Genomic DNA, 13,879 nt, shown 5'->3' with positions numbered 1-13,879 from the left:
TGACTAAAATGGAGCGAGGTAAGAGGCATACGTAACTATTATTATAATTATTCACACACTAAATTTAAATCTGACTGAGTAAAACTCACAGCAACAATACTCGCTATGATTCTTCAACCTCTGCACCTACATTGCCCTGCATTTTCTGAGTAAGGTTAATCAGCTGCCCCGTGAGTAAACTCATGCTATAACCCAGCACAGCCCCAAGTAACAGTGGCGGAAGAATCGCAGCGACATCACCGCCCATAGCAAAGGTAATACAACAACCGATAAAGGCGCCTGGAATAAATGCCAGCTTTTGGTAACTCGCTTGTAAGCACATCGCCGCAGTTGCTATCCCGGTAAAGGTATACCCCACCAAAGGCGATACGAAGAAGCTGCTACCCGATATGATTAACCAACCCCAGAAAACACCTGACATGTTAGTCGTCATCGCCATCAGCATGCCCTTTATACCTGAATGGGTTTGAGCAAAGAAAGTGCTGCAGCTTAGAAAACCTATCCATGTCACAAGATGAAGTGCATCGGCTACACCGGCCCACACTGCTGCGAGTAACCCAGCTGAAATAGCAATCTGCCAACGATTTTCCATAGCTAACCTCTTTACATTAAATCCACTCGACCAATCCACTCAAACAATCCACTAACATTGAGTCGATTAGTATCAGGTGAGCTAAATTACCTTTTTTATATGTAAAAAAACACGATCTAGCCCCAACTATCCACCTCAACTGCCGATAAATCGCACAAAAATGCCAAATATGTAGTAAAAAAACTAATTTATCGCTAACAAAAAGTGAAAACACAAAAGTAAAACTTATTAGCTGGCAGTGATTGCGATTCAAATTTAGCTTGGTGGGGTTGATGGATTAAAACGTCAAGCAGCTTTGAGGAAAGAGAAGTCCTGATATAAAACAGCCCCCTCGCTTTACGAGGGGCTGTTAACGGTATTTAGCGTTTCAAAACTTTGTTACGCGATTTTTTTACAACAAGCCAAAATTAAGCGACTCAACTCGCGACTAGCTGAATAATTGATCGGCTACAAAGGGGTTTTGTACTCGCTCATCGCCAAAAGTCGATAGTGGACCGTGACCAGGAATAAACTGGACGTCACTGCCTAATGACCACAGTTTTTGGGTGATCGAATCAATCAAATCTTGATGATTCGATAACGGGAAATCTGTTCGACCGATGGAGCCTCTGAACAGCACATCACCGACCCAGGCTAACTTTGCCGATTGGGCAAAAAACACCACGTGGCCGGGTGTATGACCTGGGCAATGCAGTACCTTCAAGACTTGATTACCTACAGTGACGTCGTCGCCATCTTCGAGATATTGCGTTGGCGCAAAAGCGTCACAATGCACAAAACCAAAATGCTGACTCTGTTTCGGTAAGCTATCTAGCCAGTATTCATCGGCTTTATGAGGACCAATAATGGGCACATTGAGTTGTTCGGCTAATGATTTCGCCGCGCCAACATGATCTATATGGCCGTGAGTCAGTAATACTTTTTCCACCACCACCTTATTTTTGGCTGCTTCTTCTAGAATACGCTCGATATTACCACCTGGGTCGACTACCGCCGCTTTCATGGTTTGGTCGCACCAGATTAAACTACAATTTTGCTGAAATGGGGTGACGGGTATTAACTGATACTTCATCGAAAATCACCTAAGGCTCTATGTTTCGCTGTGAATGGATAAAGATTACGCCATGTTGGCCGCTTCGACTATCTATAATTAGGATAATTTGATCTAACGCTCACAAAATCTGCATTAAATTTTTGCCTAATCCAATCTCGGTTTGTAGCGATTGCTTTCCATCAGCATAAACACTGCATTGCCTACAAAAATTGATATAGAATCGTTGTTATTCGTTCGCTGTCATTGGGGCAAGTGATTGTCCGACTGATGCCGCAACCTTAAGTTGCAACCTAACAAGAACTCCTAATAAAAGGTCGACTCTATGACTTCTGAATTTTCTGCATCACTTACTTTTTCTGGCATGATTGCCCGTAAACACCAATTTAGTTTACCTCTTGATTATCAAAATCCTGATGGCGAGCAAATTTCAATATTTGTCCGCGAGATCTCAAGCCCTGAAAATCAAGATAAAGCCCTACCTTTTATTGTGTTCTTTCAAGGCGGCCCTGGGTTTGGAGCGGTCCGTCCTGCGGCAAACGGCGGCTGGATAAAGCGAGCCCTCAAAGAGTACCGTGTATTGCTACTCGATCAACGCGGCACTGGACTGTCGACACCGGTGAGTTTTGCTAGTTTGGCGCACTTACCTGCCAGCGAGCAAGCCGAGTACCTAAGCCATTTTAGAGCCGACAATATCATTCGTGATGCAGAGACTATTCGAAAACAGCTCACCAATGACGAAAAGTGGACGATTCTCGGACAAAGTTTTGGTGGTTTTTGCGTACTCAAATACTTAAATGATGCACCCGAAGGATTAGCGGAAGCCTATATAACCGGTGGTATTCCGTCACTAACCCGCAGCGCAGATGAGGTATATCAAGCAACTTACAAGCGCGTACAGGCAAAAAACCAAGACTTTTTTAACCGTTTTAGCGATGCTCAGGATTTGGTTAAAGCACTAGCAAGCCATATCCAAGACAACGAAGTTTTCCTTGCCACTGGCGAACGTCTAACGGTTGAGATGTTGCAATTGCTTGGGATCAATATCGGTATGGAGCAAGGTCCTGAAAGCGTCTATTACCTACTAGAACAAGCGTTAATCGAAACGGCGACTGGGACACAAGTTAATCCTCTTTTCTTGGCGCACTTCTGCCAACTACTCGATTTCAACACTAACCCCATATTTGCCCTGTTGCATGAATCTATCTATTGCCAACAATCGGCGTCTAACTGGGCGGCGCATCGCGTTAGGCAGCAGTATCCTGAATTTAATTATCAAACCGATAAGCCATTCCTGTTTACCGGCGAAATGGTCTATCCGTGGATGTTCGAGCAATTCAATAATCTCAAGCCGCTACAGCAAGCAGCGAAGAAACTGGCCGAGAAACAGGACTGGCCGAACCTATATCAAGTCGACAAACTTGCCGATAATCAGGTGCCTGTTGCCGCCGCGATATACAGTGAAGATATGTTCGTTGAGATGCAGTACAGCCTAGAAACGACGGCACAAGTCGGTAAGCTCAAATATTGGCTAACCTCTGAATATGAACACAACGGGATCCGCATGGATGGCGAGCATATTCTTGATAGATTAATTGCAATTAATCGCGGGGAAAAGCTGCGTTAATTAATAAACTCTTAAGCTTAATGGGACATTATGTAATCTGTTCCTCACCTGTATCACTTTCGCAAGCCTTATCAAGGCTTGCTTTTTTTTGCCTCAAAATTCGCCCTTCTTAGCCGCATTGGAAATTCCACCATTTTTACCCATACTTTTGATAATAGCTTTGAAGGAATGACCGCGAAAATCTAGCCATTCCTACGGCACATTATCACCTTGAGGAGATATTTATGAAGAATAACCGACTCGACACCTTACCCGCCGAGATTTTAGTCGGCATTGCCAATGAGCACCTGCGTTTAAACTGTAAAGATCAGCAGGCGCTGTTTTATGATCTTGATATATCGAGTGAACTGTTAGAGCAAAAATTGGCCGCTAGCGGATTTGAGTATGACCCAGGCTGCAACCAATATAAGCCTCGTTGATACAACAACATTTAACTAATTAAATCCTGAGACACTCTCTCTTAAGAACCACCCCTTAAGAACTATCCATTAAGCGCTCCCCCTTAAGCGCTAAAGGCGCCCGCTTTAGCCGAGCAGCTATATATATCGGCCTTGAGACCGGTTTCTCTGTGGTAATCACGCTCAATCACAGCTGTAACAGCATCGACCAGACCATGGGGCACTAGAGCAATAACACAGCCTCCAAAGCCCCCACCTGTCATTCTCACGCCGCCATGACTGCCAATAACCTCAGAAACACAGTTAACCAGGTAATCGACCTCTGCAGTGGTCACCTCAAAATCTTCTCTCAGGGAAGCATGCGAGTCTTGCATTAACTGACTCATCTTAGCAATATCACCTAAGGCTAGCGCCTCAAATGCCTGTAAGGTTCGACTGCTTTCTAGGATCACGTGCCGTGCACGCTTAAATAACAGCTCAGGAAGATCCCCTTCTGCCGCCTCTAACTCTTGTATACTGATATGGCGTAACGAAGACTGATTAAAAAATTGCGCGACTTGATTGCACTGTTCTCGCCTATCGTTGTATTCGCTTCCCACGAGCTGGCGCTGGACATTGGAGTTAATCACCAGCACTTGCAACGATTCATCAATGGTGACGTAACGATAACTTAAGTCATTACAGTCGAGCAGCATGGCTTGATGATCTTGTCCCAATGCCGAAATAAGCTGATCCATGATGCCGCAGTTACAACCCACATAAACATTTTCGGCTTGCTGACCAATCAATGCAGCACCAATACCGTCCATAGGAAGGTCATATAGCTGAGTAATGGCTTTGATCAGTGCGATTTCGAGAGAAGCCGACGAGCTTAACCCTGCTCCCTGTGGAATGTTGCCGCTGATCAAGAGGTTGCAACCTTGCATCGTTCCAGTTCTATCAATAGGTTTACTAAAGGGGCTATCGAGTGAATCAAAATGGCTTAATAAGGCTTGTATTACACCTTTAACGTAATGACCCCAGCCTACTTGCTCGTCAAAGCTAATCGCATCCAGACTAAAGCTAACTCTCACGCCATTAAGATCATTTGCTATCACATTAATACCAAGATCATCACGCTTTTGCGCCGCAACATAGGTCCCCATATCAATGGCGGCAGGCAATACAAAGCCATCGTTATAATCGGTATGATCGCCAATAATATTAACCCGCCCAGGTGCATAGGCGACTATGTCGGCCTCGACTTGGTAGAGCTGCTTGAACCTATCGCGTATTGTAAGTTCATCCATTACTCTTGCTCCAATTTGCATGGCTTCAATTTGTATGGCTTCAATTTGTAATGAATACCACGGGCACCCCGTAGGCGTGACGCGGCCTGCTCAGGCGTAATATCGCGCTGGGTTTCAGCGAGCATTTCATAGCCAACCATAAACTTTTTAACGCTAGCACTGCGCAGTAAAGGTGGGTAGAAATGAGCATGTAAGCGCCACTCATTGTGTTTTAATCCATCATATGGCGCCCCTTGCCACCCCATAGAGTAAGGAAATGAACACTGAAATAAATTGTCATAACAGGTCGTTAGCTGCTTTATGATCTCCGCTAACGAGGTTTGAGTCGATTGATTTAAATCCGTCATACGTTGGATATCAAAGCGTGGTAACAGCAAGGTTTCAAAGGGCCAGGCAGCCCAGTAAGGCACCACCACCAGCCAGTCATCATTACAAACAACGATTCGCTCTTGACGCTCCAGTTCTTTATCCACGTAATCTGCGAGTAAGTTACTGCCATGGGTTTGGGCATAATCCAATAAATTGCGCTGCTTACTCTGCACTAGGCTTGGGAGTTGTTGCTGCGCCCATACTTGCCCATGAGGGTGGGGATTAGAGCATCCCATGGCAGCACCTTTGTTCTCAAAAATTTGCACCCAAGAGTAATCGCGTCCAAGTTCAGCACTCTGTTCACGCCACGTACTGATCACCGACTCTAACTCAGCCACTGAGAGTAGAGGTAAGGTCTTAGAGTGATCCGGGGAAAAACAGATCACTCGGCTCTCACCTCTCTCGGTGCTAAATCGAAACAGCGGATCATCATCACTTGACTCTGGCGTATCGGGCACTAAAGCTGAGAAGTCATTTTTAAATACGAAGGTGGATTGATAATTCGGATTGGTCTCGCCGTTTACCCGAGTGTTACCGGCACATAAAAAGCAGCCGCTATCATGGCTAGGTGATGAAGAGGTATCTGGTGCTTCTACCTGTCCCTGCCAAGGACGCTTTGCTCTATGGGGAGCGAGTAATACCCACTCTGACGTTAATGGGTTATAGCGTCGATGAGAGTGCTCACTGGGATCAAAATTTACATCAGTTATTTGCGTCATGACCATGATTGATAGGCTGAGTATGAATACCCCGTATGCTCAGCTAGTTGAGCCTAAGAGTCATTCCCGAAAAGGTGCTTTTAACTCCTATAAAACTCTCACCTTAGCGACTCAAGCAATGATGAGTATATTAAATCAAAAAACACCAACATAAATATAGGGTTATCCTATTCTCTTATTTTGATAATTTTTTGTTATCATTGATTTTGGACTGTATGCTTAGCAAGACGGCTGTAAGCTCGGAGAACCCTATGCTCAACCCTATTTGGTTAAAGACTTTTACAACCCTTATCGAGACAGGCCATTTCACTCAAACCGCAGAAAAGCTGTTTATGACCCAACCCGGAGTCAGCCAACAGATTAAAAAGCTTGAGCAGGCCTGTGGCTACTCTCTGATTAAAAGAGTGAATAAGCAGTTTGAAATTACTGAGCAAGGCAGGCTGGTCTACGAGCACGCTCAACGGATGGCGCAGCAAGAAATTGAACTAATAGAAAATCTAGCCTTTGATGATCCTTACTCGGGCCAATGCCGTTTATCTTGTTCAGGCGCTTTAGCACTTCTGTATTACCCAAAGTTACTCAAACTGCAGCAGGAACATCCGGCGCTGGCTATGCATTTAGAGGCGGCACCAAACTATAGAATACTAAAAGATATTACCGAAGGAACAATCGACATCGGCGTAGTCACCCAACTCCCAAACTTAGGTGAGTTCAACTTTGAAGCCATAGGTCTTGAACCACTTTGTCTTATCATGCCAAAGCAGTATCAAAATAGAGTGATTGATCCTCAATGCCTAATGCAATGTGGAGTTGTTAATCACCCTGATGCTGCGCACTACTTATCACGCTACTTCGAACTATGCGCAAATCCAGAGCTTGCACAGGTGAATATCAACCAACTCCCCATGACCAGTTATGTTAATCAGCTCAGTCAGATCTTGTTGCCAATCTCCCAAGGACTAGGTTTTACCGTACTCCCAAAAAGTGCATTAGACAGTTTTGCCGATAGAGATCAGCTGCATGTACATAGCCCAGATACAGCCGTTACTGAGTCACTGTATTTAGTCTCTAAACGAAATCGTGAGCTAGCTGCGCGTTATCTTGCCGTGAAAAACATTTTAAAAGCGAGTCACTCAATACCATAACAACTCAGGCTAATCTTATATTCTTAGCGTAGGCATTATGTATTGTTAAAGATGGTAATTGGTTAGGTTTGATCTTTACTTGATTCAGTACGAGAAGCGTTAAATAAGTCCAACTATGTAATTTATTTACAAAATTAGGCCTGATACACTATTTACTCACTGCCTAAGTATGCGAAAATAGTAAAGTTGAGTGGTTAACTTTCAGTTTCCCACTACTTCAGTCGCCTTATAGCTTACAAGCCTACTTTTCACCTCAAGCCAAAATTAGACCTGAAATGAACTCATATTCGCTCAAGACAAAGATCCTTCTATCAGTTGTGCTAGCCTTTTCCGTCGTAATAGGACTGCTATCATGGCAAAGTTATTCGAGCCAAAAGCAACTGTTAATGAAAAGCAGTGCCGATCAAGTGCGCCAACTTGGTGAGCAACAAGCAAAACAGATCCAAGAGTGGCTAGCCGATCGTAAAAGAATCGTAGCCGCAATTGCTGAAAAAGTTGATGGCGATAGCCTAAATGTTCTGCAACAGGCTCAACTATCAGGCCCTTTTCAATTGTCCTATTTCGGTTCTCAATCAGGCCAAATGTTAGATTCAGATCCTAGCATTGATCGTAGCGGTTACGATCCTCGCAGCCGCGGCTGGTATCAACAAGCCATCGCCAAGCAAACTTCAATTCTAACCAAACCTTATATCGATGTTGCCTACAATATTCTCGTCGTCACTATGGCACAACCCGCTAAAGGTGGTGTGGTTGGCAGCGACTTGTCGATTGCTAGCCTAGTGGATAGCGTTAACAATATGCAGTTACCTGCGAAGGGCTACGCCATTATGATGCATAAAGATGGCACCGTTATCGCGTATAAAGACCATGCTAAATCAATGGGGCCAATACAGAATATCGACCGTCAGCTTAACGCTCAACTCCCTTCTAAAAGCCGCCAAACAGATAGCTTATTACCGCTTTATTTTGAAAGTGAAGGGCGTGACAAGCTAGTGTGGGGCTCTGAGATCCCAAATACTGACTGGGAACTTATCTTTGTTCTCGATAAAGAAACCTTAGAAGCGCCGTTAAGTAAATTACTGCTGACCCAACTTGGCTTGTCAGCACTTGCTCTCGTCTTTAGCGTCCTAGCTATCTCATGGTTCTTAACCATTTTACTCGCGCCACTTGGCCGAGTATCACAAGCCTTAGCCCATATTGCTGACGGTAATGGCGATCTGACTCAACGCATCGAAGTAGATACTCAGGATGAAGTGGCTGTACTAGCTGCAAGCTTTAACCGGTTTGTGGCAAGCCAACACCAACTAATTAGTCATATTCGACAGCTAGCTGGTGAGTTAGATAGCGATGCCCAGCACAGCTTGGCGACCAATCAAACGACAGTAGATGAGTTACAACGCCAGCAGCAAGAAGTGGCTATGGTTGCAACAGCCGTAACCGAAATGGCCAGTGCCACCCATGAAATCGCCGCTAATGCGGAGAATACTGCTACCGCAGCTCAGCAGTCGGCAACAAGTAGTGAAGAAGGCAAAGGCTTAGTCGATAAGACTCGTAGCACAATTAACTCGCTGGCAAATGAAGTAGGTGAAGCTACGGATGTTATTGGTGAGCTCAATCTACATGCTCAAGCCATCTCTGGTATTTTAACTACCATTCAAGGCATTGCAGAGCAAACTAACCTATTAGCATTAAACGCTGCGATTGAAGCGGCCCGCGCCGGCGAGCAAGGCCGTGGCTTTGCGGTTGTTGCCGATGAAGTCAGAGTCTTATCACGCCGTACTCAGGACTCAACTCAAGAGATCTACACCACTATCGAGACCTTGCAAAGCACCACTAAAAAAGCGGTACTCTTGATGCAAAGTAGCCAAGGCTTGGCGAGCGACAGTGTCACCGATGTCAACGCCGCCAGCAAAGCACTTGAAGAGATCACTCAGGCGGTCAATGTGATCTCAGATATGGCAAGTCAAATAGCGACTGCGGCCGAGGAGCAAACTCAGGTGACCAATGAGATCACCCAAAACACCGTCGCGATTAAGGATGTCACAGATGACATTACCGAGTCGGCGCTTGAGCATCTGAATCAAGCCCAAGCGTTAAAAGATAGAGCCGATAATCTAAATTCAAAGGTCGATACCTTTATCTTGTAAAAGACAAGACAACCAGCAATAAATAAAAAAAGGGAAGCCTAGACTGTGAACACAGCTAAGGCTTCCCTTTTTGTTATGGTTCTAAAGCTTCAGTTCTTTTCTGTTACTATTACTGTCACTATTACTGTTACTGTGGCGTTAAGCTCGCTACCCAACCACCACTTGGTGCAAGGGTTATCTTTACTTTATCCTTAGCTGTCACCTGCTCACTTTTACTCAGATAGTCACTGGCATATTTATCGGCATTAAGGCCATCGGCAAAACTATTCATTTGATATACCTGACTTGCGCTATCAGCAAGAAAACTCAAATCAAGCGTAAACTCACGAGCTTGTGAATTGCCCATCACGCCAATAAACCATTTGTCAGCGGAGCGCCTCGCAATAATAATGTGGTCACCAATTTTGGCCGATAACACTAGAGTTTCATCCCAAACCGTTGGCACACTCGTGATAAATTCGGTGCTTTCATGCTCGCGAAGATAGTGTGATGGCGTATCGGCAAGCATCTGCAATGGACTTTCAAACACCAGATACATGGCTAATTGATGTACTCTTGTCGTCTTGCTCATAGGACGATTGAAGTTAATCTTAAAGTTTTCAGGCTGAGCGTTAACCATAGCGCCAGGGGTATAATCCATTGGGCCTGCTAACTGGCGAATAAACGGTAGCGTTAAGTTATGCTCTGCAGTGATGTAATCTGCCCATTTATTGTGCTCAAGGCCACGCACGCCTTCTCGAGTGATCACGTTAGGATAAGCGCGTCGCAGGCCTGCAGGCTTATATGAGCCATGAAAATCCACCAGCAGCTTGTGCTTAGCCGCTTGCTCGGCGATCTTCCAGTAATAGTTAACCATTGCTTGATCGTCTCTTTGCATAAAGTCGACCTTTATCCCCGCGGCGCCCCAGGCTTCGAATTGCGCTAAGGCTTGCTCTCGCTCATTATCGAGTGTCTTCCAGATCACCCAGAGGATCACGTCGACATTCTTACTCTTGCCGTAGGCAATAATCTCTTGCACATCGATGTCATCGACAACATTAAGCACACTGTCTAAATGGTGCCAGCCCTCATCTAATACTATGTATTCGATACCGTATTTAGCCGCAAAGTCGATATAGTACTTATAGGTTTGCGTATTAATGCCGGCCTCAAAGTCGACTCCAAACACATTATTAGCGTTCCACCAATCCCACGCCACTTGCCCAGGTTTTACCCAAGACGCATCGATAGCCAGCTCATCGGCCAACAAATAAGACAGCTCATTAGTGAGTAACTCTGCATCATTTTGAGCAATGGCAAACACGCGCCATGGAAACTGACCCGATTGCGATGCGACGTCTATCGCCTGCCTCTGAGCGATAAAGTCTGCACGTTTGAGGATATTCTCGTTTCTGTCAGAATCTTGTTTAAGCTCACTGCCCAGCACAACCGCTGGGAAGCGGGCATTAAAGCCCTGCTTGTCACTGCCCTCAAGCCAAAGCCCTGGATAGTCCCTTAGCCCCGTTTCGGTAATAACCAGCTTAATACCATCCACATCGACTAATAGTGGCAAGCTAGCAAACTGCTTCGAGCTGATCTCGGAAAGCTTCTTAGGCAAATAGAGCCGTTCATTATGGCTAATAAAGCTGGTTTCCTCTGGAAACAACACCGAGTGATCGCCAGCAAAATTTACCGCCACGGTTTCAGCTTCTACCACTAACTCTCCGCTTTGCTCAGTGATAAAGCGATAGGCTAAACCTTGATCGAAGAGTCGAAAAGCCAGAGTCAGTTTATTATCAAAGCGTAATGTTAGCTGGTTATAGTGCTCACGAATTCGCTCTGACTTTTGCTGCACATGGGGCTCTAATTCTCGATCAATACTCTGGCGAGTAATATCGATAAGTTTTGCCTTTGTCAGACTCGTTTTCATGCCTTGAAGCGTGATGTCGGCTACCGCATCTTGTAAAACCTGTTTACCTGACACGCGCAGCGAGTAATTGACGCCTTGAGCGGCCGTTCTAGTGACACTTAACTGTAACTGCCCATTAGGTGAGGCTAAGGTGTATGGCGCCGTCTTATCTGCTATATCAGCCAGATTAGCCGCATGAGCCGGCACACACAGCACAAGGGCCAAACAGATAATGGAGCACAATTGTGCCGATAATTTAAGGAGTTGGGTATTCATAGGCTTCTCTTAAGTAAGCATGAGTCAATACATCTAAGGTAAGTATTAAAGGAGAGTATCGAAGGTCAGTGTCAAAGATAAGCGTCAAAGCTTTAGACCGAGTAGGTTAAGCCATTGCGACTTAACCTACTCTGCTTAGCATCTTTATAGGCTAATCTTGATAGTACCTTTATAGACTAACGCTGATAGGAGATTGCCCGTCCCAATTGATCTGCTGCAACTCACCTTGCTTCTGCTCAATCGTGACATTAAAACCTTTATCGGCATCTTCAGCACGACTCACACAGACATCAAAGTTACTCTCGAACGCGCGAATATGCTTCAGGCACATATTATCCCAGCCTGTAGGCAAATATGGCGCAACGTCAAAGCGTTTAAAGCCTGTCGGCTCAATACCAAAAATACCTTCTGTAACCACTCGGGCATAAAGTGCACTCTCAGCCGATAGATGGCGTTGGTCGCCTTCTGGCCAAGCTTCCACCGCGTAGGGTACGTGCTCACCAAGTAGACGCTTACGTGAGTAGTACTTAAAGTAGCGCATTGCGGTATCCGTCTCTTGAGCCGCAAAAATGCCTCTAAACGCATAGAGTGTCGCTCTGTCCCAAAAGGTTTTGTTGCCCGCTTCACTGTAGATCCCATCGGCACTCCATAAATGCTCAGACAAAACTGCTGCAAGGGTCTGATCTTTGCGGTCAAAAACACCGAAAGAGAATGGCAGCGCAATCCAGGCTCTTAGCTTGTCATTGCCTTGATAGTATTGGTAAGTATCGAAGCCTTGAACATTGGCTCCAAAGTAACCCTCGATATCTGTTGCAAGCTTAACCGCACGCTGTTGATAATCTGCCGCAAGTGCAGTTCGCCCTAGCTCATTATTCAAATGACTCGATGACACCAAAGCGCCGTAGGTCAACATATTGGTGCTTAAGTTAACGTCACCTGCGGGGAATCGCCCTTCGAGTTCATCACTGTCGGATGCAATCACGCCGTCTGCTGTTTGCTTAGCGTAACTATAATCGATACACCAATCGATTAAAGGCAGCAAGGCTTTCGCCTGCTCCTCATCACCGTAAGCCAATGCGAAACGGCTGGCGCCGTAGGCTATCATGGCGCAGTCGCCTCTATCGCCCGCGCCGTTCCAAATATCATCCCCTTCGGCGATAATTGAAGACGGAATGGCTTTGCCTTCATCATTCATGAAGCGGGCAAAATGCTCAAAGCTGTTGATTGCCGACTCATTACCCACATCATTGCCTAAAAATGGAAAGAAGGGATTGATATATTCAGCCTGATCGTTAGCCCAAATAGCGGCGTAATAGCGTCCGCCACCAGGTGCATGCATCAAGCCGCCCTTAGTTCTAAAGATCGATTCCGCACTACGAATTTTTGCAAATTCAAACATCTTGTTGATGTTCTCATCGGGTGTGACCAACTGCAGATTATTATTCAGGCTCGCCACATAGTCTTTACGTAGCTCAAGCTCTTTGACCGCATCAAACTCGGTAGTTTGTCCCGCTTTGGTGGCTTTAAACTCGAGATAAACCGTAACGGCCTCATTCGGAGCTAATTTAAATATCCCAGCTCTGTCGCTTGTGGCCTGGATTTTATAGCTACCGTATACCCCCTGCTCTTTAGGGGTGTCGATTTGATAATCTAACTCCCCTAGCGCCAACTCAACATCATCGACACCGCTATTTTTAAAGCTTAATGCTTCAATCATCACTGGTTGCGTGGTGCTTGGCGATAACAGGCGCATCAGTTCAACCCCTTCAGCAATTTGACTGGTAAGTGAGAGTCGGCCATCGATTCTTGCCTGGGTTAACAACTCTTGAACGACCGCCAGACCATTAACGGCAATACTAGGAGAAACGGAGAGTGGGAAATCATGAATAAGGCTAGCGTGGGTATCATTTGGGATGGTGCGTAGCATAGGCCACACGAGCTTACGACTCAGGGTCAGAGCACCATCGGCATCACTGCCATAATAGATAATGGCAGAGGTTTGTTCGCCACTCATTTCAATATGATCTTCATGGCTATCTTTCACATTCCACACTAGACCATCATCAGTTTGCTGCCAGCGGTCGGTCAAGGTATCGGCTAAGCCATTTAGATACACCTTAGCTTGCTCTGCCTTGAGCTGTTCAGCTATGAGTTGCTCTTGCTCGGCTTGAGCAACTGATTGGGAGTCATTGGAGCAGGCAGATAATATGGCGATGGCACAAGCAGAGGTGATAAATAGATTTCTCATAGATCTCTCGTTATTTTTGACGTGATTCGAGTCAGCTTCTTAGCCAATAATCCTGACGGGGCGGTACAGGTTATTAAAACTAATATATTTATTGAAACTGATTGAAGCACGAACCGTCACGAGTGCTCTT

Annotated in this window: 10 protein-coding genes; 4 read left to right on the top strand and 6 right to left on the bottom strand. The window is 45.5% G+C overall.

Translation table 11 applies throughout. The features are described from left to right. Positions 1 to 103: 103 nt before the first annotated feature. Positions 104 to 592: a DUF1097 domain-containing protein gene (locus SPEA_RS08605; RefSeq protein ID WP_012154881.1), complete on the bottom strand. Its 489-nt coding sequence runs from the start codon at positions 590 to 592 to the stop codon at positions 104 to 106. A gap of 427 nt (positions 593 to 1,019) precedes the next feature. Then, on the bottom strand, positions 1,020 to 1,664 hold the full coding sequence (locus SPEA_RS08600) for an MBL fold metallo-hydrolase (RefSeq protein WP_012154880.1): 645 nt from the start codon (positions 1,662 to 1,664) through the stop codon (positions 1,020 to 1,022). Positions 1,665 to 1,968: 304 nt separating this feature from the next. Here SPEA_RS08600 and SPEA_RS08595 point away from each other — a divergent pair, with 304 nt between their 5' ends. Next, positions 1,969 to 3,270 (top strand): alpha/beta fold hydrolase, encoded by a 1,302-nt coding sequence (locus SPEA_RS08595; protein WP_012154879.1) that lies wholly within the window; start codon positions 1,969 to 1,971, stop codon positions 3,268 to 3,270. A gap of 224 nt (positions 3,271 to 3,494) precedes the next feature. Beyond that, the gene (locus tag SPEA_RS08590) at positions 3,495 to 3,689 is read left to right on the top strand and encodes a DUF4250 domain-containing protein (RefSeq protein ID WP_012154878.1); all 195 of its coding nucleotides are present in this window, start codon (positions 3,495 to 3,497) and stop codon (positions 3,687 to 3,689) included. Positions 3,690 to 3,772: 83 nt separating this feature from the next. Here SPEA_RS08590 and galK read toward each other — a convergent pair whose 3' ends face one another. Continuing rightward, positions 3,773 to 4,957, bottom strand: coding sequence for a galactokinase (gene galK, locus SPEA_RS08585; protein WP_012154877.1), 1,185 nt, complete (start codon positions 4,955 to 4,957; stop codon positions 3,773 to 3,775). Next, on the bottom strand, positions 4,957 to 6,051 hold the full coding sequence (locus tag SPEA_RS08580) for a UDP-glucose--hexose-1-phosphate uridylyltransferase (RefSeq protein WP_012154876.1): 1,095 nt from the start codon (positions 6,049 to 6,051) through the stop codon (positions 4,957 to 4,959). Before SPEA_RS08580 ends, galK begins: the two co-directional genes overlap by 1 nt. 245 nt (positions 6,052 to 6,296) lie before the next feature. On the opposite strand from SPEA_RS08580, the gene SPEA_RS08575 reads away from it, so the two are divergent. Both SPEA_RS08575 and SPEA_RS08570 read left to right on the top strand, forming a co-directional pair. Next, the gene (locus SPEA_RS08575; RefSeq protein ID WP_012154875.1) at positions 6,297 to 7,190 is read left to right on the top strand and encodes a LysR family transcriptional regulator; all 894 of its coding nucleotides are present in this window, start codon (positions 6,297 to 6,299) and stop codon (positions 7,188 to 7,190) included. A 275-nt stretch (positions 7,191 to 7,465) separates the two neighbouring features. After that, on the top strand, positions 7,466 to 9,337 hold the full coding sequence (locus SPEA_RS08570; protein ID WP_012154874.1) for a methyl-accepting chemotaxis protein: 1,872 nt from the start codon (positions 7,466 to 7,468) through the stop codon (positions 9,335 to 9,337). Positions 9,338 to 9,464: 127 nt separating this feature from the next. Here SPEA_RS08570 and SPEA_RS08565 read toward each other — a convergent pair whose 3' ends face one another. Both SPEA_RS08565 and SPEA_RS08560 read right to left on the bottom strand, forming a co-directional pair. Continuing rightward, positions 9,465 to 11,501: a glycoside hydrolase family 97 protein gene (locus SPEA_RS08565; protein ID WP_012154873.1), complete on the bottom strand. Its 2,037-nt coding sequence runs from the start codon at positions 11,499 to 11,501 to the stop codon at positions 9,465 to 9,467. A gap of 169 nt (positions 11,502 to 11,670) precedes the next feature. Then, positions 11,671 to 13,749 carry a hypothetical protein gene (locus SPEA_RS08560; RefSeq protein ID WP_012154872.1) on the bottom strand — a complete coding sequence of 693 codons (2,079 nt, stop codon included), beginning with the start codon at positions 13,747 to 13,749 and terminating at the stop codon, positions 11,671 to 11,673. Between the last annotated feature and the right edge of the window lie 130 nt (positions 13,750 to 13,879).

The organism is Shewanella pealeana ATCC 700345, assembly GCF_000018285.1.
Lineage (GTDB): Bacteria > Pseudomonadota > Gammaproteobacteria > Enterobacterales > Shewanellaceae > Shewanella > Shewanella pealeana.
The sequence above is the reverse complement of the archived record's forward strand: the minus strand, read 5'-3'. Positions and strand labels throughout refer to the sequence as shown.

Bases quoted from the DNA above. Each gene is read 5' to 3' on its own strand.
- SPEA_RS08605 (WP_012154881.1), bottom strand. From the start codon at position 592: ATGGAAAATCGTTGGCAGATTGCTATTTCAGCTGGGTTACTCGCAGCA.
- SPEA_RS08600 (WP_012154880.1), bottom strand. From the start codon at position 1,664: ATGAAGTATCAGTTAATACCCGTCACCCCATTTCAGCAAAATTGTAGT.
- SPEA_RS08595 (WP_012154879.1), top strand. From the start codon at position 1,969: ATGACTTCTGAATTTTCTGCATCACTTACTTTTTCTGGCATGATTGCC.
- SPEA_RS08590 (WP_012154878.1), top strand. From the start codon at position 3,495: ATGAAGAATAACCGACTCGACACCTTACCCGCCGAGATTTTAGTCGGC.
- galK (WP_012154877.1), bottom strand. From the start codon at position 4,957: ATGGATGAACTTACAATACGCGATAGGTTCAAGCAGCTCTACCAAGTC.
- SPEA_RS08580 (WP_012154876.1), bottom strand. From the start codon at position 6,051: ATGGTCATGACGCAAATAACTGATGTAAATTTTGATCCCAGTGAGCAC.
- SPEA_RS08575 (WP_012154875.1), top strand. From the start codon at position 6,297: ATGCTCAACCCTATTTGGTTAAAGACTTTTACAACCCTTATCGAGACA.
- SPEA_RS08570 (WP_012154874.1), top strand. From the start codon at position 7,466: ATGAACTCATATTCGCTCAAGACAAAGATCCTTCTATCAGTTGTGCTA.
- SPEA_RS08565 (WP_012154873.1), bottom strand. From the start codon at position 11,501: ATGAATACCCAACTCCTTAAATTATCGGCACAATTGTGCTCCATTATC.
- SPEA_RS08560 (WP_012154872.1), bottom strand. From the start codon at position 13,749: ATGAGAAATCTATTTATCACCTCTGCTTGTGCCATCGCCATATTATCT.